The 23,683-nt window shown below is 36.8% G+C and carries 19 protein-coding genes; 11 read left to right on the top strand and 8 right to left on the bottom strand.

Going from position 1 to position 23,683, the window contains the following annotated elements; genetic code table 11:
- Positions 1-105: 105 nt before the first annotated feature.
- The 9 genes from DFR56_RS08825 to DFR56_RS08790 all read left to right on the top strand — a co-directional run bounded on the left by DFR56_RS08825 (position 106) and on the right by DFR56_RS08790 (position 11,812).
- Positions 106-1,341 carry a Zn-dependent hydrolase gene (locus tag DFR56_RS08825; protein ID WP_110395072.1) on the top strand — a complete coding sequence of 412 codons (1,236 nt, stop codon included), beginning with the start codon at positions 106-108 and terminating at the stop codon, positions 1,339-1,341.
- 768 nt (positions 1,342-2,109) lie between these two features.
- The gene (locus tag DFR56_RS08820; protein ID WP_110395071.1) at positions 2,110-2,307 is read left to right on the top strand and encodes a DUF3311 domain-containing protein; all 198 of its coding nucleotides are present in this window, start codon (positions 2,110-2,112) and stop codon (positions 2,305-2,307) included.
- Between the two features lie 17 nt (positions 2,308-2,324).
- Positions 2,325-3,836 (top strand): sodium:solute symporter family protein, encoded by a 1,512-nt coding sequence (locus DFR56_RS08815; RefSeq protein ID WP_110395070.1) that lies wholly within the window; start codon positions 2,325-2,327, stop codon positions 3,834-3,836.
- A gap of 58 nt (positions 3,837-3,894) precedes the next feature.
- Complete coding sequence (locus tag DFR56_RS08810) at positions 3,895-5,526, top strand: amidohydrolase (protein ID WP_110395069.1); 1,632 nt, start codon at positions 3,895-3,897, stop codon at positions 5,524-5,526.
- A 208-nt stretch (positions 5,527-5,734) separates the two neighbouring features.
- A complete protein-coding gene (locus DFR56_RS23245) occupies positions 5,735-5,887 on the top strand; it encodes a hypothetical protein (protein ID WP_170124499.1) in 153 nt (50 codons plus the stop codon).
- On the top strand, positions 5,888-7,456 hold the full coding sequence (locus DFR56_RS08805; RefSeq protein WP_110395068.1) for a sodium/proline symporter: 1,569 nt from the start codon (positions 5,888-5,890) through the stop codon (positions 7,454-7,456).
- Positions 7,456-7,941 carry a hypothetical protein gene (locus DFR56_RS08800; protein ID WP_110395067.1) on the top strand — a complete coding sequence of 162 codons (486 nt, stop codon included), beginning with the start codon at positions 7,456-7,458 and terminating at the stop codon, positions 7,939-7,941. The genes DFR56_RS08805 and DFR56_RS08800 overlap by 1 nt, the downstream gene beginning before the upstream one ends.
- A gap of 195 nt (positions 7,942-8,136) precedes the next feature.
- Entirely contained in the window at positions 8,137-9,480 is a 1,344-nt protein-coding gene (locus DFR56_RS08795) for an aspartate aminotransferase family protein (RefSeq protein ID WP_110395066.1), read from the top strand.
- Between the two features lie 871 nt (positions 9,481-10,351).
- Positions 10,352-11,812 carry a CoA-acylating methylmalonate-semialdehyde dehydrogenase gene (locus DFR56_RS08790; protein ID WP_110395065.1) on the top strand — a complete coding sequence of 487 codons (1,461 nt, stop codon included), beginning with the start codon at positions 10,352-10,354 and terminating at the stop codon, positions 11,810-11,812.
- A 404-nt stretch (positions 11,813-12,216) separates the two neighbouring features.
- Here DFR56_RS08790 and DFR56_RS08785 read toward each other — a convergent pair whose 3' ends face one another.
- The 8 genes from DFR56_RS08785 to DFR56_RS08750 all read right to left on the bottom strand — a co-directional run bounded on the left by DFR56_RS08785 (position 12,217) and on the right by DFR56_RS08750 (position 21,521).
- Positions 12,217-12,840 (bottom strand): GNAT family N-acetyltransferase, encoded by a 624-nt coding sequence (locus DFR56_RS08785; protein ID WP_110395064.1) that lies wholly within the window; start codon positions 12,838-12,840, stop codon positions 12,217-12,219.
- 37 nt (positions 12,841-12,877) lie between these two features.
- Positions 12,878-13,960, bottom strand: a complete 1,083-nt coding sequence (locus DFR56_RS08780; protein WP_110395063.1) for a C45 family autoproteolytic acyltransferase/hydrolase — start codon at positions 13,958-13,960, stop codon at positions 12,878-12,880.
- A 36-nt stretch (positions 13,961-13,996) separates the two neighbouring features.
- On the bottom strand, positions 13,997-15,277 hold the full coding sequence (locus DFR56_RS08775; RefSeq protein WP_110395062.1) for an NAD(P)/FAD-dependent oxidoreductase: 1,281 nt from the start codon (positions 15,275-15,277) through the stop codon (positions 13,997-13,999).
- 12 nt (positions 15,278-15,289) lie between these two features.
- The gene (locus tag DFR56_RS08770) at positions 15,290-16,141 is read right to left on the bottom strand and encodes an ABC transporter permease (RefSeq protein WP_110395061.1); all 852 of its coding nucleotides are present in this window, start codon (positions 16,139-16,141) and stop codon (positions 15,290-15,292) included.
- Positions 16,134-16,934, bottom strand: coding sequence for an ABC transporter permease (locus DFR56_RS08765; RefSeq protein WP_110395060.1), 801 nt, complete (start codon positions 16,932-16,934; stop codon positions 16,134-16,136). Before DFR56_RS08765 ends, DFR56_RS08770 begins: the two co-directional genes overlap by 8 nt.
- Before the next feature lie 71 nt (positions 16,935-17,005).
- A complete protein-coding gene (locus tag DFR56_RS08760; protein ID WP_110395059.1) occupies positions 17,006-18,085 on the bottom strand; it encodes an ABC transporter substrate-binding protein in 1,080 nt (359 codons plus the stop codon).
- 173 nt (positions 18,086-18,258) lie between these two features.
- Complete coding sequence (locus tag DFR56_RS08755) at positions 18,259-19,347, bottom strand: ABC transporter ATP-binding protein (protein ID WP_110395058.1); 1,089 nt, start codon at positions 19,345-19,347, stop codon at positions 18,259-18,261.
- Between the two features lie 557 nt (positions 19,348-19,904).
- Positions 19,905-21,521: a long-chain fatty acid--CoA ligase gene (locus DFR56_RS08750; protein WP_372442861.1), complete on the bottom strand. Its 1,617-nt coding sequence runs from the start codon at positions 21,519-21,521 to the stop codon at positions 19,905-19,907.
- Positions 21,522-21,690: 169 nt separating this feature from the next.
- Between DFR56_RS08750 and DFR56_RS08745 the strand changes: the two genes are divergently transcribed.
- On the top strand, positions 21,691-23,037 hold the full coding sequence (locus tag DFR56_RS08745; protein WP_110395056.1) for an MATE family efflux transporter: 1,347 nt from the start codon (positions 21,691-21,693) through the stop codon (positions 23,035-23,037).
- 20 nt (positions 23,038-23,057) lie between these two features.
- Positions 23,058-23,675: a lysozyme family protein gene (locus DFR56_RS08740; RefSeq protein WP_110395055.1), complete on the top strand. Its 618-nt coding sequence runs from the start codon at positions 23,058-23,060 to the stop codon at positions 23,673-23,675.
- Positions 23,676-23,683: the final 8 nt, after the last annotated feature.

Genomic DNA, 23,683 nt, shown 5'->3' with positions numbered 1-23,683 from the left:
AGCAGTGAACAGTTCCAACCATCTTTTCGAGGATGAGATGTGCATTGCAGCCCCAATCTGATAAACAGCCTTTTTCATCATATAAATATAAGAGGTGATAACGATATGAATAAAAACTTGCTGTTAGTTAAAAAGGGAAACGTTCAAGATAAATTGGAAAAGTTCGCTGATTTTGGTCGAACAGCAAATGATGGGGTAACACGTCTAGCGTTATCAGAAGAGGATCGTTTAGTACGTGACTACTTCTGTAATTATTGCGAGAATTTGGGTTTAGTCGTCGAGGTTGATGATATGGGAAATATATATGGAACATTAGAAGGGGTAGAAAACAAGCCACCCATTGTGATCGGTTCTCATCTGGATACGGTAAAAAAAGGGGGTAAATTTGATGGAGCCTTAGGTGTGATCGCTGGACTTGAAGTAATAGAAACATTGATAGAGAACAATATTACTCCTAAAATACCAATTACTGTTGTGAATTTTACAAACGAGGAAGGAGCAAGATTTGAGCCGTCCATGATGTCCTCGGGTGTGCTTGCGGGAAAATTTCAAAAAACTGATATGATGATGTCCAAAGATGTGAATGGAATTTCATTTAAAGAGGCTCTGGAGTCCATCAATTATGTTGGTTCCATTGAAAAGCGTTTAAAAGATGCTACTGCATTTTTAGAATTACATATTGAACAAGGACCTGTACTGGATCATCATTCCATTTCCATAGGAGTAGTAGATTGTGTAGTTGGCATGGTTTGTTATGAGATTGAAATAAATGGTGAATCGAATCACGCTGGTACTACTCCAATGAATATGAGAAAAGATGCCCTTTTTGTAGCCAATGATTTAATTTCAACTGTCCAAGGTAATCTGGGGCGATTGGATGAGCAGTTAGTATTTACCATAGGAAGAATGAATGTACATCCTAATATTCATACTGTCATTCCGAATAAAGTCATTTTTACAATAGAGGCAAGGCACAAAGATCCGCAAGTGATGAAACAAGTGGAAGCAATTATTGAAAGCTTAGCTAATGCTCCTACCCGAGAAACAGCAACAATACAAATTAGCAAGTTATGGGATAGGGATACCGTCTGGTTTGAACCTCAGCTACGCGATTCTGTAGAGCAATCGGCAAATGCTCTTCATTATTCGCATAAAAGAGTAGTCAGTGGAGCAGGGCATGATGCCCAGTTCATAGCAAGTTTTATTCCTTCTACGATGATATTCGTCCCGAGTATTAACGGAAAAAGTCATATGGAGAATGAAAAGACGAACTGGGACGATTGTGAGCAAGGAGTTAATGTGTTGCTGAATACGGTATTGAATCTGATGGAAGGTAATTAATTAAATCGCTCAGTGTAACCCCTAATATGAGAAGTTTTCCCTTTGTAAAAAGAACTTGTTTAATTAAGTAAATTGTCCATTTTGAAGAGCGCCAGTAGCTTAGGTGCTCTTTTGTTGTGGAAAGGTATTCTTATCGGTAACTTACATATTTCCCACATCCAGTTCCCTTTATTATTTTTCCTTATATCAAATTAAAGCCATTGTATTTTAATGAAAATCTATTTCTTCACTAATAAAGACATATTCCAAGTATGTTCCCTTCTATTTTATATATGAATCAAAGTGTTAATGAAAACGCTATCTGTTTTTAACGTTTTGTCCAATGTGTTCTAAGTAAAATAGAGGTACGATGGTATGAAAATAAAATAATGAATAGGAGGCTGGGACATAACTAAAACGACCAAATCTAAAGACGAACAATTCATTATCTTAGCGGAGGAAATATACGTAGACTCCTGGTCGGCTAAAAGCGGTCACGTCCTGTGACCAACGCTCGACACTAGCACGTCCTGTGCGTCGCGGGAGGAAAGGCATCGGTGAGACCCTGCCCCGGCAAGGGGTATGCCGACGTTGGCCGCAAAGGCCGGTTTTAGTTGGCCTCCCTTTAATTTCGAAAGAGGAGGCTCACTAGCCGCCCGCGGAAAGCGAAGTATATTTCCAGAGCGGGTTATATGCAGCTATCATTGTTTGGATTTTTTTTGGTGAAAACACTTTTTTCCTAACCCCATCTAAAAGAGTGATTCAATAGGATAATTCAGGAGGGATAATATGAATAAAAGGATTTTATTTACTATTCTTACAATACTGGGATTAGTTATGTTGGAAAGTCCTATCATTTTGTGGGCAAATAAGATTGATCCTATGGTATTGGGATTACCATTTCTTCTTTTTTGGGTTTTATTTTGGTGGGCTTTTTGTACAATTTTATTCCTTATAGCTTACAAGTTTAATTGGGGAAAAAAATAATAAGGATGTGAAAAGGAATGACAATTGGAGTATTGATTATAGTAATTTTCATGATTGTACCGTTAATGGTAGGATTTTATGCTGCTGGAAAATCAAAAGGATCAAGTGATGATTATTTTATTCAAGGTAGAGGTATGGGATCTATAGCGGTATTCTTCACTGTTGCTGCGACATGGTGGAGTGCATTTGCTTTCTTAGGATCCAATGCCTCATTTTATAGTCAAGGACCAATCTATTTAACTGCGTTTGCTTGGAACATTTTATTTGGCTATTTATATTTTGTGATCGGAAAAAGAATATGGTATTTGGGAAAAAAGTTTCATTATGTTACCCCATCTGATTTATTAGGGGATTTTTATAATAGTGAAAAAGTAAGAATACTAGTAGGTCTAGTTGTCATTGTTTTTACTGTCCCCTATTTACAAATACAATTGACAGGTGGTGCATATTTAATAGAGGTTGCATCCGGGGGTGTTATACCATTTTGGTTAGCAGCATTAATATTTTATTTAGTTATTATCATTTATGTGTGGGTTGGTGGAATGCGAGCCGTTGCCTGGACTGATATTATTTACGGAGCTCTGTTATTTTTTGGATTGCTCTTTACAGGTTTGTATATTGTAAGGCTAGTTGGTGGTCCTATTGAAATGTTTGAGCAAATGAAAAACTTACATCCAGAACATTTAACATTGCCTGGGCCATTAGGTTCTTCTGGATATGCGTCTTGGATATCACTCTGTTTGATTACTGCAATTGGTGCTTTAATGGGCCCTCAACTCTGGTTAAGAATGTATGCTGTTAAAAATGGAAAGTTATTCAACTTGATGCCATTTTTAATATCGTTGGTTGCTATATCGTATATTGGCTCTGTTTTAGTTAGCTGGACGGGCGTACTCATTAAACCAGGTGTTGAAAATCCAGATCAAATATTACCAATAATTATTATGGAATACGCACCTTTTGTTATCGGTGCAATTGTATTGGCTGGTGGTGCATCGGCTGCCATGTCAACTGCGAATAGTCAAATACATGCAGTTTCAGCAGTGATGACAAAAGATTTCTATCAACGATATAAAAACCCGGATGCCTCACAAGACAGGCTAATTCAAGTAGGGAGATATTTCCTTCTTGTTTTTTCCATATTAGCATATTTTCTTGCACTATTTGCGCCGGGACTATTAGTAACTATAGGTTTGATAGCATTTGGTGGTACTGCACAACTTATTATACCAACAATTGGAGCCCTGTTTTGGAAAAGAGCAAATGAAGCTGGAGCAATCACAGGTTTGATTGGAGGTTTAACTTTTACGATACTCTTTACATTTATACCTACCTTAGTCAGTCCTTTAGGGTTAAATCCTGCTATGTGGGGTCTACTCATAAACGCGACCCTATTCATCATTATTAGTCTGAGCACAAAGCCTAGGGATCAGAATACGGTTAAGCGCTTTGAAAATGCCCTTTTACAGTTTAAATATAATGAAAATCATGTGAAAGAAAGGGACAAGGAGTATGCTGAAGTGAATTAAATGAAAAACTGAAACTAACTAGATGTTAAAATATATATGCATAAAAAAGAGGTGTCCAATGATAGACTCAACCGAAAAAGTTATTGCAGACATTGTATTTCTAAATGGTGAGGTTATAACGATAGATGATCATCAGACAATTACAGAGGCAATTGCAATTAAGGACAATAAAATTTGCTCCGTTGGCTCTTCTGTTAGGATAACAGATTTTATCGGTGAAAATACAAAGATTATTGATTTGAAAGGTAGATCTTTGCTACCGGGCTTTATAGATTCGCACATACATTTAAGTATTTATGGAACTAATCTTTTAGATATCAACTGTAACAGTCCGGAAGTTCAATCGCTCGAGGACTTATATACTGAGTTAAGGAAAGAGGTTCAACATGTGGAGAAGGGAAATTGGATTAGAGCATCGGGGTTTAATGAGAATAATATAGTTGAGAAGCGACTTCCAACAAAAAGAGAATTAGACGCAATTTCTACAGAACATCCAATATTAATTGTACGTGTTTGTAACCATCAATCCATTGTTAATAGTAGGGCATTAAAAATAGCGAACATAGATGAAAAGACGAAGAACCCTGAAGGTGGAATAATAGAAAAGGATGCTTCTGGACATTTAACGGGGAAACTTATAGAAAATGCTCATATGAAAATATCAGAAGTAGCAAGTCATCATGAGGAAGAATTGAAGAAATCAATGAAAATGGCGTCAGAGGTTTTTATTAAGCATGGAATCACTAGCATTCATGATGCAGGTGGTTATGGGGATGGTTCAAAACTATTAGAGATCATGCAAGAGGGAACGGAATCGGGGGATATAAAACTTCGTATTTACGCTATGATAGGATCCTTAATAGATTCTAAGAAGTTTATTAAGGAGATGAAAGAGAAAAATATTGTTACAGGTTTCGGAAATGAAAAGTTTAAAGTTGGGCCGGTAAAGTTATTTTCAGACGGTAGTAGTACTGGACCGACATTAGCGACAAGGAAGCCTTACACAAATGATCCAAATGATTTTGGAATCCTATATGATAATCAAAAAGGAATAAATCAGGTGTTAATTGATGCTCATAAAAGAGGTTATCAGATTACAGCCCATGCGCAGGGCGATAGGGCGATAGAAATGGTTTTAAATTGTATTGAGGCTGCTCTGAACGAGCGGCCTAAAGCTAATCATCGTCATAGAATAGAACATGCAGGGATTGCACCACCAGACTTACAAAAAAGGATGAAAGAGCTAAATGTGATTGTAATCCCTAATCCTGTTTTTATGTATGAAAATGGCGATCATTATATTCATTTCTATGGTGATAGAGTTAATTGGATGTATCCGGCAAATGACTATATTGAATCTACGATTACTGCAGCATTCGGGTCAGATGCACCAGTAGTTGGATGTGATCCATTATTAGGAATACATGCTGCCGTAAATAGAAAATCGAAACACAATATACAAGTCGGTGAAAGGCAAAAAATTGGGGTTTTGGATGCACTTAAAGCGTATACAATAATGGGTGCTTATGCGAGCTTTGAAGAAGAAATAAAAGGTAGTTTAGAAAAGGGAAAGTTAGCAGACTTGGTTGTGTTAGATAAAAGCATTCTAAACGTTGAAAAAGAGAAGATAAAAGAATTACAAGTGGAACTAACGATGATAAATGGGGAGATTGTTTATCGGTCTAATTAAAGCATGTAAAGAACAAAATTACATCGAATACAGCTTTTCGTTATGAATTTCATTAACGAAGAATGTGCTAGATCTTTTAAGTGGCCTCACTTATGATTTACAACATGTAAATGAAAGCGCTCTACAAATTTAACGCTTTGTCTAAGGTTAGGTCATTTTGTTTATTATACTATATACTCAGAACCTAATAGAAAAAGAGGTGATGATCGTGTTTAACCTACCTACAGAAACTTTTTGGCTCGTTGTACCTTGGCCTTTTATTTGGTTAACAGCGGGTATTGTTATGTATTTTGTAAACAAACGTCAAGATGATTTAGAAGATAAGTATTACGCAGAGTTGGATGAAAAGGAGTTGAAGTAAGTGGGTTCTGACGCAATTGTATTTATTGTTTATCTATTAATATTACTTTCAATTGGATTGTATTTTTCAAGAAAAGCATCTAAATCAGTGGATAGTTATTTACTTGGGGATCGAAGCCTAGGTCCTGCAGTAACTGCTCTCACGATGCAAAGTACATCGATGAGTGGGTTTATGTTTCTTGGTGGACCAGCAGAAGCCTTCCAAAGAGGTTGGTATGCAATTCTTTATGGGATCGGGGATGCAGGAGGTAGTATCGTTAACCTATCTGTTCTAGGGAAAAGAATGAGAAGAATGTCTGAACTATTGAAAGCATTATCACCTATTGAGTATTTAGAAAAACGATATGAGAGTACAGGAATTAGAATCGTAGGGGCGGTTATTTCGATTGTTTTTTTATTTGCTTACGTATTTGCTCAATTCATCGCATCGGGAAAAGCGCTTGAAGCATTAACAGGTTTACCGTATGAGTTAGCATTAATTATAGGGGTAAGTGTCATCGTTATTTATACAGTAACAGGTGGTTACTTAGCGGTTGTTTGGACTGACTTTTTCCAAGCGATTGTTATGGTGATTGGGATGGTTGGTATTTTAATCATGGGACTTATCCATGTGGGAGGATTATCGGGACTTAATGCTTCACTTGCACAAATTGACACTTCCTATTTAAGTATTTGGGGGAAAGATTTAGAGTTTTATGGGCAATGGGGAGTCATTATTGGAGCTATATTAATCTATTCCATTGGTTATATGGGGTTGCCCCATGTTGTTGTAAGGCATATGTCCATGCGGAGTACTAAAACAGTTAAGACAGCCACTTTATGGACTGCCATTTACAACCAGGCTATGGCCTTTTCACCGTATTTGATTGGATTAATAGGCATTATTTTGCTTCCAAATATTGCTGATCCGGAAATGGTTGTCTCAGAGTTAGCGTATACTTTTTTCCCAGGTTTATTTGCAGCTATTCTACTATCAGCAGTGATGGCGGCGATTATGTCCACTTCGGATTCCATTTTAATGCAAGCGGGAACCATTTTGTCTAGAGACGTCTATCAACGATTTATTCATAAAACGGCCAATCAAGATAGGATGGTTTTGGTATCACGTTTAAGCATTCTTCTTGCTGGAATAATTGGAGTGATTGTAGCAATCAAGCAACCACCATCCGTATTTGCCCTTGTCGTATTTGCGTTTGGAACGCTAGGTAATAGTTTCCTAGTACCTTATATTTGTTCGGTTTATTGGAGAAATTCAAATAAAGTTGGAATTCTAAGTGCAATGATCTCAGGAAGTGTTTCACATATTCTTTGGACCACTTTTGATTGGCAGGCGAGCACAGGCATTCATCCGTTTTTGGGAGGATTAATTGTTTCTATTCTTGGCATGGTCATAGGAAATAGATTCGGGACGCCTCCTTCAGAAGATGTGTTAGACCTATTTGAGAAAGCGAAGGGTCCGAGAATTTTACCAAATAATATCGAGAAAAATATCTCTTGTGAAATAAGTCCCGAAGCTAAAAGTATCTCTATATTCGTCTCGAGTCAATTGTCGGTAGAGAGTAAATTGTGATGAAAGAAGTAAGAACGGAAAGCATTTCTTTTGAAAAGGACTTATTAAAGGAATCATTTAAAAAGATGGAACCTAATGTTAAATATGAAATTCAATCATTGATTTATTATCCTTATTTATTTCACGAATATAAGGTTGAAAAAAGCGGTTTGATCAATAGAGTAGGGCAAAAAACGGGGTGTACGATTGATGGGATGAATAAAATAGGGGCTTTAGTTGATACAGCACCGACATTTATTTTTAAGAAAATTAAAGAAAAATACATCATGAAAAGGATCGTGAATAATAATGAAGCAATCGAGATAGCGGAGCAATTTTTATTTGAGTCTATCTACTCTCGAATGAAAATAGTAAAAATGCCTAGATTGGAACTACAGCGACAAGAAGAGTTCTATCGACCTTATTGGATTGTGAAAGGAAAAGGAAAGTTAACCTCTTTTTATTTAACAGTTGACGCTGTAACAGGCAAATATCATCCCCTATAGTGCGTGTTCAAAAAGGTCGATAAAAAGTACTGGAAAAGCAAGCCAACGTAAATTCGATGTGTCATTTTTGTTGGACTTTTTGAACATCCTCTTATAGTTAAAGAGAAAAGGATATAATTTTACATTATGTCTAATGGCTAAAATGTAAAATAATATATTATTATATGTAAGATAAAAAGGGAGGAGTGTTGTTAAGTGATCATCAACACAGACGATTTATCTAAAAAAGATGAACAATATGTATGGCATGGGGTAAAACCATTTAATCCAGAATCGACCATTATTGCTAAGGAAGCGCAGGGAGCATGGATTACAGATGTAAAAGGAAATAGATTTTTAGATGCAATGGCTGGTCTTTGGTGTGTAAACACTGGCTATGGTCGAGTGGAGCTAGCGGAAGTAGCTTTCGATCAAATGAAGAAAATGGCGTATTTTCCGCTGTCACAAAGTCATATTCCCGCAATTAAACTTGCCGAAAAATTAAATGAATGGCTAGAAGATGAATATGTTGTTTTTTATTCAAACAGTGGTTCTGAGGCGAATGAAACGGCATTTAAAATTGCCAGGCAATACCACCAGCAAAATGGTGAATCGGGTCGCCATAAGTTCATTTCTAGATATCGCGGATATCATGGTAATTCAATGGGAGCACTCTCGGCGACAGGGCAGGCACAAAGAAAATATCGGTATGAACCACTTACTCAAGGTTTTATCCATGTAACCCCACCTGACATTTATAGAAGTCCTTATCAAGGTACGTTGGAAGAACAGAGCTTAGCGGCAGCTGATGAAATTGATCGGGTGATGACTTGGGAGTTGAGTGAGACGGTTGCAGGTGTTATTATGGAGCCATTCATCACTGGTGGTGGGGTCATCATACCGCATGAAAGTTATTTGCCACGAGTTAGGGAAATTTGTGATAAGCATCAAGCATTATTAATTATCGATGAAGTCATTTGTGGGTTTGGCAGGACAGGAGCAAAGTTTGCGTTTCAACATTCAGGAATTAAGCCTGATATTGTTACGATGGCAAAAGGAATAACGAGCGGGTATTTACCATTAGCCGTAACAGCTGTTAGAAAAGAAATCTATGATTCATTTAAAAGTTCAGGTGAATATGATCATTTCCGTCATGTTAGTACATTTGGTGGGAACCCAGCTGCTTGTGCAGTTGCTTTAAAAAACATGGAAATCTATGAAGAGGAAAAATTGATTGAACGTTCAAAAGCAGTAGGAGCAGTATTGAAAGAAAAGTTGCAAGATTTAGATAGCCATCCATATGTTGGTCATATAAGGGGAATAGGGTTGTTGATAGGAATAGAGTTAGTGAAAGATAAGATGACAAAACAACCAGCTGATGCGGATGTTGTCAATAATATTATTAGCTACTGTAAGGGGAAAGGATTAATCATTGGTAAGAATGGTGATACGGTTGCTGGGTTTAATAATATCATCGCTTTAAGTCCACCATTAAATATTACGGATGATGATGTTGATTTTATCGTCACAGTATTAAAAGAAGCATTTGCTACTATTTAACTTTCGCAGAGTGAATTGGACAAAAATGCCTATGGAGAATGAAGTGGGATGAAGATGCAGTGCTCAAGTCAACTTTGGGTTAACTGTTCGCTCTAAGCAGTCTGTTTATATCTAAACTCGAATGTTTTTTCATTATGTTTGTTTCTATTATCACGTATTTGATCTAAACTGTGCAGTAACTTAGTTTAATTTTCATCTACAAACCTAATCACAGCAACGTTGATTTGTGCTTCGGACAGTCGCTTTCCGCGGGCACGGCTTCAGCCTCCTCGGAAGCAAAAACCGCTTCCTGCGGGGTCTTCAGACTCGCGCTATTCCCGCAGGAGTCGACTGTCCTACGCTCCAATCAACTATACGTTAGGAGAATGTAAATGATATTTATTTCAAACATAAATTACCGTAATGATTCAACCTCACCTTAACGAAGGAAATGCACGGAGACTCCTGTGGGTGTATAAGCCTGGATAAGACCCTGCCCCGGCAAGGGGTATGCCGACGTTGGCCTTCCTTTAATTACGAGTGAGGAGGCTTAGCGGCCGCCCACGGTAAAGGAGACACTGTGAAAGCAAGCGATAGCGCAGGTTGAATAGATGTCGCTCTTATGCCCTGTGGTGAAAGCGGAGTGCATTTCCGCAGCGATGGGACATCCCGCTATCTGAAGTTATTGCGCAATTTAATTCTTATTGTAAAAAACAACAAATCTATTTGGTAAAAGAAGTATTCGCAGATCCCTATCTTTTGGAAAACTGTTTTATTTTACCAAAGTTGTCAAGGATATAATTTGAAGCACTCCAAGCTTAACCAAGCGAACGGGTTGAACTCATTTTATTGGTGTGAAGGTTGAGCCACTATTTAACAAGGAGGAATTTTAATGACTACACAAGTTGCACAAAAAGTGAAGAATTTTATTGGTGGAGAATGGGTTGAAGCAAAAACGGATAAGACAGAACCAGTTTATAATCCAGCGACAGGTGAGATTATTGCACATGTACCAATTTCAACAACGGAAGAATTAGATAAAGCAGTGAAAATTGCAGCAGAAGCATTTGAAACGTGGAAAGATGAGCCGGTGCCAAAACGGGCGCGAATTCTTTTTAAATATCAACAACTACTCGTTGACCATTGGGATGAATTAGCTCGGCTAATTACAATAGAAAATGGTAAAAATTTCACAGAAGCCCATGGAGAAGTATTGCGTGGAATTGAATGTGTGGAATTTGCGGCGGGTGCACCGTCACTAATGATGGGAGAACAGCTTCCATCGATTGCAAAAGGATTAGACTCTGGGGTTTATCGTTACCCAATTGGTGTCATTGGTGGAATTACACCGTTTAATTTTCCTATGATGGTTCCTACATGGATGTTTCCACTGGCGATTGTAACTGGTAATACGTTTGTATTAAAGCCGTCTGAACGGACACCATTATTAGCAAATCGTTTAGCAGAGTTAATGGAAGAAGCGGGACTCCCTAAAGGGGTGCTAAATATTGTTCATGGAGCACATGATGTTGTAAATGGGATGCTTGATCATCAAGATATTGCAGCTATCTCCTTCGTTGGCTCTCAACCAGTCGCAGAGTACGTATATAAAAGAGGAACTGCAAATTTAAAACGTGTGCAAGCATTAGCAGGTGCTAAAAATCATTCGATTGTTTTGCGTGATGCTAATTTAGACAATGCATCTACACAAATTTTAAATGCTGCATTCGGTTCGGCTGGAGAGCGTTGCATGGCTTGCTCTGTTGTTGCAGTAGATGAAACGGTAGCAGATGAATTTATTGAACAATTAGTAAAAAAAGCAAATGAAGTAACGATTGGAAATGGGCTGGATGACGGGATATTTCTTGGTCCTGTTATTCGAAAAGAACATAAAGAACGGACATTACAATATATTGAATCAGGTGAAGATGAAGGGGCTACATTAATTAGAGACGGTCGTAATGATAAAAGTGCACAAGACGGAGGATATTTTGTTGGTCCAACTATTTTTGACCATGTGACGAGCGAAATGAAAATTTGGCAAGATGAAATTTTTGCTCCAGTATTATCCATTAGTCGTGTAAGTAATCTAGAAGAAGCGATAGAGTTATCAAACAAATCTCCTTTTGCAAATGGTTCGTGTATTTTTACGAATGATGGGGGAAGTGTTCAAACGTTTAGGGAAAATATCGATGCTGGAATGTTAGGAGTGAATATCGGTGTTCCTGCTCCAATGGCATTTTTCCCATTCTCAGGTTGGAAAAATTCATTTTATGGTGACTTGCATGCAAATGGAAAAGATGGTTTACAGTTTTATACGCGGAAAAAAGTAGTAACAGGACGCTGGGTCTAACATAAATAACGACAAAAAGTGCTGGGACATAACTAAAACGACAAATCTAAAGACAAACAATGCATTACCTTAGCGGAGGAAATATACGTAGACTCCTGCGGGTAAAGCAACAGCCGAAAATCCATTTCAAACGTTTTGAATAAAACATTTGAAATTAGTTGAGGCGTTGCCCGCGGAAAGCGAAGTATATTTCCGAAGCGGGTTATATGCAGCTACTATTGTTCGGTTTTTTCTTTGGTGAAAACACTTTGTCCCAGCCTGTTTTATAGCGAAGGTACGCTTTCATAGAATGCTTTGGACTTTGAGCATCTAGTAGATAGAATTATCGGCACGGTATAATAGAAAGACAGAAGCTATTTACTCCATTTCTCCTAAAAATAAGGCTTCCAATCTAAAAACGTAAATCAATTTTCTTTTAATTCATATTCTTTATTTATCCATTCCATGATTGCTGCATATTCTAATGAATCTGTATCATCTTCCAGATAATTAGCATTGACGGATCGCACGTTAAATCCGTTTTTTAGCTGAAAGGTGAGTACTGGATCATATATTTTTCCTTGCTGAACGAACTCTACATATTCGTGCGCTGAATGGTGGGTGGCGTATTTATGATAGTTTGGCATTCTCCCACCGATAATAATACTTTGTAAATTAAACTGTTTACATAGACGTCGTCTTTCTTCATATAGACGTTTACCTATGTGTCGTTTACGAAACGCTGGATGAACAACAACATCAAGCCCGTATAGATTCTTTCCACGGTAATTGTGATTATTAATAAATCCGTCCTTTGAAATGTCTTCAAATGTATGGTCATCACCGTATTCTTCATAGTTAATGATGATGCTCGAACTTGATCCGACTATTTTTCCATCGTAAAGCACACATACTTGACCTTCTGGGAAAGTGTTAATATGGTTTGCATAATGTTCCTCCTTATAAGCAATCTCAGAGTTGCCAAAGCCTAAGATGGCTATTTTTACGACTTCATCAATGTCTTCCTTTTGAATTTCACGGATAATCATTTGAGTCAATCCTTTTCATCTTATTATACACCTTTAATTATATTTCAATAAACTGTCCATCTGCTGGTTTTCCGATAGAAAGAAACGTTTTTCTTTTTGTTAAGTTCATAATAATTGAAAAAACGGTTTCCATTTGTCGATGTTCTTCTGCATGTGGATTACATAAATGATTAATGGAATTAGGTGCATTAAACGTATCTGAAAGCCACTTTTTATATACTTCGTGATCAATCTTTTCATTCTTTTTGATTGCAATGTTGATTAATTGTTGCGCTCGTTTATATCTTAGCATGGAGTCTTCAAAGCAGTATTCATTCATATCAAGTAAATGTTTCTTGATTACAGGTGACATAATATGATTTGTGTGGACTAAGAATCCTTTATCCCCTCCGACATAGTCGATGCCGAATGGAGAAACTTCTACATTTATTACCATACCAGAACCGTCTTCCTCACTTTTTCCAATGAGTAAACTTGCCGAAGCAGCGGTCTGTCCGTCCTTAATTTTGGAAATAGCCTCTGATAGTGTAAATGAATTTAATACACCGCGTAATGCAAGGTGGATTGGTACTTCGTTTGATTTTCTATCCGTTAATAATGCATTAAAGCATAGCCCTAATCCAGCAGAGTTATAACCAATTTTCCCAATGATACCCCCTTCAGTCATCATTGTAATAACAGGTTTATTTTTTCTGTGAACTTCAAGTAATAATAAGCTTTTCGTTTGTGCACCTTTCCAGTCCCAATTTTGCCCGATAATGGTGTCATGACTAATTGGTGACGTTGTTGCAATTGCGGTACAACCATCTGTAAACTGTCTGTTTCCGTAGCTCCCGAGGGCAATTTCTGTACGAGCATTTAATGCTAGTATATCTTCAATATCTACTCCGGCCCCTTTTGCAACACCTTCCATTTCTTCTAATAATTGATCGTCGTATTTCTCAATGGCTTTTACATAATGTAGTGCCATCTCACGGGCTTCATTCCAACTAATAAACTGATAGTCACGAAATAATTTTTCATATGTTTCTAGACTTTGTATTATTTGGTTTTTCCCGAGTCTTCCGTGTTGTTCGCCAATCTCTTTTGATGTGCCAGTTAATATCATTTTTTCAATCAATTATTTCAGATCCTTTCTAATGGTGTGGTCTTACTATTAGGAGATAAAGTCTTGAAACTGTTTATACAATTTCATTATTCCAACTCCTTTTGCATGCTGACTATGAAAAGCAATTGGTTTTAATTTTTTTATTTTAAGAGGATTATTTATATCTGTTTCAGTAAAGATAGCATCAGCAATTACTTTCCCAAGCATTGTAGCCATCGCAGCACCGTGGCCACCATAACCGAAAGCAAAGTAAGTTCCATCTTTTAACTGTCCTACATAGGGTAGGAATGTTTTCGTAAACCCCACTTTCCCGCCCCAGCGATATTCAATTTTAGCTTCATGTAGCTGTGGGAACACTTTTAGCATTCCTTTATGCAAATTTTGATAAATTCTTTTTAAATCACGTTTACTTGATGCCCTACCAGATCCACCAAAAGCGAGGCGATGATCAGCAGTTCTACGGAAGTAATATAATAGATGCTTTGAATCAAAAACTGCCCGGTCTTTTTTAATGATGTCCGTCATCATTTTTTCTGTTAACGGTTCTGTTGAAATCATAATGCTTTCAACGGGAACAATCGATTTTTTAATTCGTTTATGAATGTCGCCAGCATACGCATTTGTAGCCATGACGACTTTTTTTGCAATAACACGACCATTTGAAGTAGATACGATCACTTTGTTTGTTGATTTCCACTTTATTTTTAGCGCACTTGATTCTTCAAAGATGTTTCCTCGTAATTTTGTCACAGCTTCTGCAAGTCCTAATGTGTAGTTAAGTGGATGAAAATGAGCGCTTTTTTCATCGATGGCTCCACCGTGATAAAAAGGAGTATTTAATTCGGTTGGAAGATCTTTTTTCTCCACAATTTTGATAGGATGATAGTCGAAGTGGCGAGCCATAAATGCTTGATTCTTTTTCATCTCGTTTAAATGACTCTTTTTATATGCTGCATGAAAATGCCCAGAACGGGTAAAATCACAATGAATATTGTTTTTGGTGATAATATGTTCAATTAAGTCGATTGCATCAAGGGATAATTGCCACATTTCTTGTGCGACAGGAAGTCCCTTCGTTTCCACATAATCCTCCATATTGCCGAGATATCCTGTTAATACTTCTCCACCATTTCGTCCACTTGCACCACTTCCAACTCGGTCATGTTCGAGTACGATTGTGTTCATATGATGCTGTTGTAAGTGATAGGCAGTAGACAATCCTGTAAAACCAGCACCGATCACGACAATATCACAATGATGATCGCCCGTTAATCTTGGGTATGATGGCCGTTTATTAGCTGTTCTTTCCCACATTGAATGTAGTAGCATCTTTTCACCTTCTTATAATAATAAATTCCGATCTTTTGAAGACGTAAATTTTATAAACAAGTAGATAGATATTAATACAAGAATCGTTAATAGTAATGATAATGCAGAACCTAATTGCCAGTTCATTTCGACGACAAATGCATCTCGAATGATATTTCCGACCATCAATAATTTTCCACCAGTTAATAAATCAGTAATAACGAAGACACTTAAGGCGGGAACAAAGGTAATTAAGGAACCAGCAAAAATTCCTGGTGCTGATAAAGGTAATGTTATTTTTAAAAAGGCTCTAAAAGGTGTTGCACCTAAATCTTCTGCCGCTTCTAAATAGGAACGGTCCATCTGTTCAAGTGATGCGTAAATGGGCAAAATCATAAATGGCAAAAATCCATAGACGATACCAATAATGACTGCATAAGGGCTATATAACATCGTAAGTGGTTCAGCAATAATGCCGATTTTAATTAATAAAGAATTAATCAAACCTTGTGAATTAAGTAGGATGATCCAGGCATAAATGAGAATGAGAAAGTTAGTCCAAAAGGGAACCATGACAAGCAGTAGCAGCATGTTTTTCCACTTCCCTGCATTTGCAATAAAGTAAGCAAATGGATAAGCGATCACAATACAAAGAAACGTCCCAAGTGCAGCCCAAACGATTGATTGCCAAATGACTTTTGCATATAATGTGCTGAAGGCTAAACGGTAGGCATCTGTACTAAATTTATATAAAATTCCTCCAAATCCCAAATTTGTCGTAAAACTAATCACGGCAATGAATCCAACAGGTATGATTAAGAAGAATAGCAGCCAAATGAGGCTTGGTGACAACATCGTATATGCTGATCGAATAGTCCTAATCATTTAGACTCCCCCTATTATCTTTCGTTTTGTTGATAAATACACCCCAAATGATAATCGCAATAATCACGACTAAAATTAATATCGTAGAAAGTGCGTTTATTTCAGGTGAAACACCGAGACGAACCATGGAATAAACCAATACGGGAAGAGTGCTAGAGCCAGGCCCTGCTGTGAAGAAAGCTACTTCAAATTCATCCAACGAAAGGGTAAATGTAAGTAGTGCACCGGCTAATATACCAGGGAAGATAAGTGGAAAAGTGACACGCCAAAAGGTTTGCCATTCATTTGCCCCTAAGTCTTTAGCTGCTTCCTCAAGTGACCGATCTAAACCAGATAATCTAGCTAAAACGACTAACATGACAAATGATATCCCCCACACAACGTGGCCAGGGATAACCGTAAGTAGGCCTAAATTAATGTTTAATAATCCGTAGATTGCCAGTAAAGCAACTGCAATAACGATGTCTGGGATAATGACAGGAATTAAAAATAAAAAGTCAATGGATCTTTTACCGACAAATGTATAGCGATACAGTGCAAGGGCGGCAAGTGTTCCAAAAATGGTTGATAAAATGGTAGTAATCATAGCAACGAATAGACTATTTAATAATGCAGCATGAATGTGTGAATTAGAAAATAACTTTATATACCAATCAAATGTAAATCCAGTCCAAACAGTTCCGAGCTTTGAGTCGTTAAATGAAAAAACGATTAAGACGATAATTGGAATATACAAAAATGCAAAAACTACTAAACTATAAATAAACAATACTTTCCTCGTTTTCGCCCTCATATCACACCATCCTTTTCACTATATGAAAGAAGGAGAGCCTAAAAAAAGGCTCAGGTTACAGCAATGGAAAATTAGTGACCACCTTTCACTTTTGCCTCTTGGATGATCCGATTTACTGCTTGTGTTCTATCAGGATCCAGTACTTCGGACCATTCCGCATTTTCTATTTGATCAGCTGGTAAATTGAAGCCGGGGATTTTTCCAAACAGTTCTTCGTCTAATAGCTCAACTGCTTCTTTGTTTGGATTCCCATAAGGAAACTCTTCTGACAACAATTTACTTACATCTGGTCGCAATAAATAGTTCATAAATACTTCTGCTGTATATTTGTTCTTAGACGTCGTTGGAATGACCATATTATCCGTCCATCTAATTCCACCTTCTTTTGGTAGAACAAAATCGATCTGATCGTTTTCTAAATATGCGACTCCTGCTTCTCCCGAATAACCATAGACAAGCCAAGCTTCCCCACTTACTAATTGTGCTTCAGGGGTTTCTGTAAACATTAATACATTCGGCATTAATTCTATTAACTTTTCTCCACCTTCTTCAATTTGATCAATCGTTGGATTGTTCATTTCATTACCTAAATATTGTTGTAACATATCACTAATTTCATCTGAGGCATCCATCAAAATGACATGGCCTTTATAATCGGGATTCCATAAATCGGCCCAACTCGTCGGTGGCTCCTTCACTTTTTCTTTATTGTAAATAAGTCCATCAAAACCATACATATACGTAACGGAATATTTATTATCTGGATCGTAGTCTAAGTTTTTCCATTCATCTGCGATATTTTCAAAGTTCGGTATATTAGTAAAATCTATTTCTTCAAGTAAACCTTCCTCTTGCATTACTTGAACGTAAAAATCCGAGGGCACAGCAAGATCATAAGGAACAGTGCCACTTCTTACTTTAGCAAGCATTTCTTGATTCGATGAAAATGTAGTATACGTTACGTCTACGGCAAATTCTGATTCGAAGTTTTCGATAATTTCATCTGGCATATATTCGCTCCAATTAAAAATAATGAGTTCATCTGCTAGCTGTTTGTCCTTTTCATTACTTGTTGTGTCAGAACCCGAGCATGCTACTAAACTAAAAATCAAACTAGAAATGAATATGAAACGGATTATTTTACTTTCCATCTTCTCAACTCCCCAGTTATCATTAGAATGTAGGTTATTTATATATTTGGGTGACAAACTGAATTACTTAGTAAATAGAATATATGAACCGTCCAGGAGGAAAGTGAGTATATTCCATTAAATGATTTTAGAAATAAAAACACTTTCCACACCATTTTCTAATGATCCAATCTTCAAAAAGTTTCCTCTTTCTCGTTGGCTTTATAAACGACGGTTAATTCTTTTTTCCAAGTTAAAAAAGCAGCGGTATTTTTAGTCACTATGGCATCGTTTGTACTCTGGATTACTATTTTTTGTCCATCACTTAACTGTGTAACGACCTTTGTACTAGAACCGGTATAAATGCATTCAATAACTTTAACAGGAATTTTTATATCATGTGATTCTGTCTCTTTGATAAAATAGATATTTTCCGGACGGATAGATAAAAGGACATGATCATCTACTTCGATCGTAGGCTCCTTCTTCACGGTAATCATCTCAGCACCTAATTGTAGGGTTAGTTCATCATTGCTTTTCTTATGAACCATTCCTTTTAAAATATTCGTATCTCCAATAAAACTCGATACGAATAATGTTTTCGGCATTTCATAAATAACTCGAGGAACATCTACTTGTTCGATTTTTCCTTTGTTCATAACGACAATACGGTCTGACATTGTCAATGCTTCTTCTTGATCATGTGTAACGTAAATGAATGTGATACCGAGAGATTGTTGCAAATGTTTTAATTCTAATTGCATTTGTTTACGAAGCTTTAAGTCGAGTGCACCGAGAGGCTCATCTAGTAAAAGGACTTGGGGGTTGTTTATGATAGCTCTAGCAATGGCAATTCTTTGTTGTTGCCCTCCACTCAATTGATTTGGCTTTCTATTTTCATATTCTTTTAATTGAACAAGATCCAACACGTTGTATACTCTTTCCATCATTTCAGCTTTTTTCACTTTTTTCATTTTTAGACCAAAGGCAACATTGTTAAATACAGTCATATGGGGAAACAGTGAATAATGTTGAAATACTGTGTTGACTTCCCGATGATATGGTGCTATCTCATTAACTAACGCTTGATTAATCCAAATGTTTCCAGACGTTGGGTTTTCAAACCCAGCTATCATACGTAACGTCGTTGTTTTTCCACATCCAGAAGGACCTAATAATGTAAGGAATTCACCTTGCTTAATAGTTAAAGAAATGTTGTCTACAGCATGTAACTCTCCGAATTGCTTCGTGATATTTTCGAGCTTTACCATACTTTCTGCCATAATATGTACCCCCTTTTACTATAGATAAGTATCTCTGATAATTGAAAGCGCTCTCAATTAATGGTTTTTATTTTAAAAAAATAACATAATAGGAGGGAATCCAATGATAGTTTCTAGATATTCCCTAGTACTCATATTGTTAAATCTTACTTCAACAATTTAAATAATATGCAGAAAAATACGTTGGCTAGAAAGATTAATGGTTATTTTAGGAAGGAATGGCTTTACCACTTAAAATATTACCACCATTTATAAAGAATGCATTGCTCAAATGTGTACTCATATACAAATTCACTTTACATTTTGTCTAATGCAAGATTAAATTGTACATAATACGCTTGAAAATAAGAACATGTTTAGATATACGTCATACGACTCTAGGAGGAAACGTTGTATGGTTTGTGCTGTAGTTATCGTAAAAGAGCTATTGCAGATGAATGTACTACTGCGATTGTTTAAAAAGCAAACGAAGTTAAAATGGAAAAGGATTATATTAAGTCCGCCCCATCAGTCGTTTTCCCTGACTAACGGAGCGTCTATTAATAAAATGCCACTTTTCAATCTTGCACTTGATAATGTTCTAACACATATTTACGCAGTTCACGTTTTAAAAATTTCCCAACCGATGACTTCGGTATTTCTTCGACAAAAAGTACGTCATCTGGAATCCAAAATTTTGCAAATTGCGGTCGTAAAAAGTCTAGTAATTCTTCCTTGTCTACTTGATCGACAAACTTTTCATGAAGTACGACACAAGCAATCGGACGCTCTTGCCATTTTTCATCTGGTATAGCAACAACACATGCTTCAAAAACTGCCTCATGTGCCATTAGTACGTTCTCTAATTCAACGGAAGAAATCCATTCTCCACCACTTTTAATTAAATCACTCGTTCGGTCAACGATTTTTATTGTTCCTTCTTCATCGACGGTGACCACATCTCCTGTGTGGAACCAACCATCGATAAAAGCATCCTTTGATCTATCATCTTTATAATAAGCGTCTGCAATCCATGGACCTCTTAGTAGTAATTCACCCATTGACTCATTATTCCATGCGACTTCCCCGTCATCATCGATTATTTTCATTTCTAGTCCAGGTACGAGAATACCTTGTCTCGTTTTCTCGTTTATTTTTTCATCAATTGATAAATCTGACTGGTAGCTTTTAAGTCTTGAAAAGGTAGCAAGTGGTGTCGTTTCCGTTGCTCCATACGCATGATAAAAAGGAATATTATATTTTTGTTCAAATGCCCGAATCATGCCAATTGGTGCTGCTGAGCCTCCACATAAAACGCCGCGTAAACTAGAAAGATCATACTCTTTTTCTTCTAATACCTTTAGTAGACCTAGCCAAATAGTTGGGACGCCTGCTGTAAGTGTTACGTTATAGTCTTCAATAAATTGAGCAAGTCTTTCTGGGGTAAATCTTGGGCCAGGCATAACTTGTGTAGCACCAAACCATGTGCACGCAAATGGCATTCCCCATGCATTTACATGGAATTGTGGAACGACAGGCATCGCTATATCTGATTCAGAAAGTGCTGCTGTATCTGCAAGAGCCAAGGCAAAACTATGCAAAGCAATGCCACGATGAGAATAAATTACTCCTTTCGGTTTTCCAGTTGTGGCAGATGTGTAACACATTCCGGCTGGTTCGTTTTCATCCATTTCTTTTATAAAAGGATAATTTTCGTCTCCATTTTTGATTAAGTCTTCATAGGAATAAACATTAGGTAAACTAGTAGGGGGTAATTCTTCTTTATCCGTTAAAACGACATAAGCTTTCACCGTTTTTAAATGATCTTGAAGTTTGTCGACTAGTGGTAAAATATCTTCATCGACAAAGATTATTTTATCTTCCGCGTGATTAATAATGTAAATAATATGTTCTGGGGATAAGCGAATATTAATTGTGTGTAAAACTGCTCCCATACCTGGTGCTGCAAAGTAAATTTCTAAGTGGCGGTGTGTATTCCATGCAAGTGTTCCAACTCGTTCACCTTTTTTTACGCCAAGCTTGTCTAAGGCGCTCATTAAACAGCGAGTTCGTTTTCCAATTTCCTTATACGTCAGGCGGTGAATCTTGTCATGTGTTTGAGAGATCACTTCTTTTCCTGGAAAAAACTTTTCAGCATGTTCCATCATAGCTCCAACAGTTAACGCATGATTCATCAATAATACCAACCCCTTTAAAACAATATTTTTCTAATAATACCATAAAATGAATAATTTGAAAACAATGAAAAGTCTCAAAAATACGGATGATTACTTTTAGTACATGGAATAATGCATGGAAAATTATGATAAGATAAAGGTGAATGAACATAGGAGTAGATATTGGATGCAAAAACAATATAATTATAATTTTACGGAAGGGAATATCTTTAAACAATTACTATTATTTTCTGGCCCAATTATTCTAGCAAATTTGCTGCAAACATCTTACCAAGTTGTTGATAGTTTATGGATTGGAAATTTACTAGGTGCTGACGCTCTTGGAGCAGTAGCTATTTCTGGAGCAGTTATTTTTACGATGCTAGCATTTGTTATTGGATTAAATAACGCAGCATTAACTATTCTTTCACAGCTAAAAGGGAAAGAAAATGAGAAAGAATTAACGCATTATTTAAATGCCTTTGTCGTTATCCTTTCCATTTTAGCGTTGATTTTTAGTGTAGTTGGATTTCTTTTAGCGGAAAACGTATTAAAATTATTAGGAACCCCGGTAGAGTTATTACCTTTAGCAAAAGGCTACTTACAAATTAATTTTATTGGAATGCTATTTTTGTTTGGCTACAACTTCGTTAGCACGGTATTACGAGCCATTGGAGATAGTAAAAGCCCATTGAAGTTTGTTACGATTGCAGTAGTCTTAAATTTATTTTTAGATCCTCTATTTATTGCTGGATTTAACTTGGGTGTAAATGGAGCCGCTTACGCAACCATCCTTGCTCAAGGAGTTTCATTTATTTATGGGGTAACTTTTGTGCTTCGTAATCGACTTGCCCCTTTTCAACTACCAAAAAAGCCTAAATGGAAAGAAGTGAAATTAATTTTACATTTAGGGATTCCGTCAGGATTACAAATGTCAGTAATTTCCGCTGGTTCTGCTGCAATTATGAGCGTTGTTACTGTTTTTGGTGGAGCAGTTGTCGGTGGCTTCGGTGCTGCCCAGCGACTGGACAGTATTATTATGCTTCCCGCTCAGGCGTTGGGAACGGCGGTTAATAGTATGGCAGGTCAAAATATCGGTATTGGAAATTGGCGACGTGTTCATCAAATAACGAAGTATGGATTGGTTTATAATTTTGCTTTTATGTGTTTCATCGGAATTTTTATCGTTATCTTTGCTGAATTTGCTGTTTCATTATTTATTCAGGAAGAAGCAGCAGTTGAATTTGCGACGATTTATTTACGAATGATGGCATTTTGTTTTCCTTTTTTAGGTATTAACTTTGTATTAAATGGGGTTGTTCGGGCTTCCGGTGCGATGTATCAAGTTTTATTCTTAAATATTATTTCATTTTGGGTACTAAGATACCCGTTGACATTTTTGTTTTCTAGCATTTATGATGAAATAGGAATAGCAATTGGAATGGGAACAAGTTTTATTATTAGTAGTTTCCTAGCTTCCTTCTATTATCTTTTTGGTAGATGGCGTAAAAAAGAATTATTCAGACAAACATAAACTTACTTGGGGGCTGGGAAATGAAGGTTTCAATGCAAAAAGTGATGATCAAGGTTTTTGTCCTTGTTGTCATTCTCTCGATCTTATTAGTTAGTGTTTCCCTTTATACGTATAAAGAACATTTGAAAAGTGGTAATATTGTTCAACATGTATTTACAAAAAAGGTTGAACAATATCGACCGACGGTTAGTAAATATGCAAAAGAATACGATGTAGAAGAACATGTTGATGTGTTATTGGCAATGATGTTGCAAGAATCTGGAGGACGTGGGGATGATCCGATGCAGTCCTCGGAAAGTTTATGTGGAGAGATAGGCTGTATTGATGACCCAGAAGTGTCGATCAAACAAGGTGTTTCCTATTTTGCAGAAAATTTACAAGCCGCGAATGGGGATATTGAGTTAGCGGTTCAATCATACAATTTTGGCATTGGTTTTGCTCATTATGTGAAGAATAGTGACAAAGAATTTGATCAAGATATCGTCATTCAATTTTCGCAAGAGATGTATCAAAATGCAGAGGATCAATCCATCTACACTTGTTTACGCGAGGAAGCGAAACAATTTGATGCTTGTTATGGCGATATTTATTACGCTCGTGATGTGATGGAATATAAAAACAAGTTTGCTACCAAATAAGGAGGGGT

The organism is Pseudogracilibacillus auburnensis, from assembly GCF_003201975.1.
Lineage (GTDB): Bacteria > Bacillota > Bacilli > Bacillales > Amphibacillaceae > Pseudogracilibacillus > Pseudogracilibacillus auburnensis.
This window is presented reverse-complemented; position numbering and strand designations above follow the sequence as displayed.

Excerpts from the sequence above, each read along its gene's own strand:
- DFR56_RS08825 (WP_110395072.1), top strand. The coding sequence starts at position 106 with ATGAATAAAAACTTGCTGTTAGTTAAAAAGGGAAACGTTCAAGATAAA.
- DFR56_RS08820 (WP_110395071.1), top strand. The coding sequence starts at position 2,110 with ATGAATAAAAGGATTTTATTTACTATTCTTACAATACTGGGATTAGTT.
- DFR56_RS08815 (WP_110395070.1), top strand. The coding sequence starts at position 2,325 with ATGACAATTGGAGTATTGATTATAGTAATTTTCATGATTGTACCGTTA.
- DFR56_RS08810 (WP_110395069.1), top strand. The coding sequence starts at position 3,895 with ATGATAGACTCAACCGAAAAAGTTATTGCAGACATTGTATTTCTAAAT.
- DFR56_RS08800 (WP_110395067.1), top strand. The coding sequence starts at position 7,456 with ATGAAAGAAGTAAGAACGGAAAGCATTTCTTTTGAAAAGGACTTATTA.
- DFR56_RS08790 (WP_110395065.1), top strand. The coding sequence starts at position 10,352 with ATGACTACACAAGTTGCACAAAAAGTGAAGAATTTTATTGGTGGAGAA.
- DFR56_RS08785 (WP_110395064.1), bottom strand. The coding sequence starts at position 12,840 with ATGATTATCCGTGAAATTCAAAAGGAAGACATTGATGAAGTCGTAAAA.
- DFR56_RS08775 (WP_110395062.1), bottom strand. The coding sequence starts at position 15,277 with ATGCTACTACATTCAATGTGGGAAAGAACAGCTAATAAACGGCCATCA.
- DFR56_RS08770 (WP_110395061.1), bottom strand. The coding sequence starts at position 16,141 with ATGATTAGGACTATTCGATCAGCATATACGATGTTGTCACCAAGCCTC.
- DFR56_RS08765 (WP_110395060.1), bottom strand. The coding sequence starts at position 16,934 with ATGAGGGCGAAAACGAGGAAAGTATTGTTTATTTATAGTTTAGTAGTT.
- DFR56_RS08760 (WP_110395059.1), bottom strand. The coding sequence starts at position 18,085 with ATGGAAAGTAAAATAATCCGTTTCATATTCATTTCTAGTTTGATTTTT.
- DFR56_RS08755 (WP_110395058.1), bottom strand. The coding sequence starts at position 19,347 with ATGGCAGAAAGTATGGTAAAGCTCGAAAATATCACGAAGCAATTCGGA.
- DFR56_RS08750 (WP_372442861.1), bottom strand. The coding sequence starts at position 21,521 with ATGAATCATGCGTTAACTGTTGGAGCTATGATGGAACATGCTGAAAAG.
- DFR56_RS08745 (WP_110395056.1), top strand. The coding sequence starts at position 21,691 with ATGCAAAAACAATATAATTATAATTTTACGGAAGGGAATATCTTTAAA.
- DFR56_RS08740 (WP_110395055.1), top strand. The coding sequence starts at position 23,058 with ATGAAGGTTTCAATGCAAAAAGTGATGATCAAGGTTTTTGTCCTTGTT.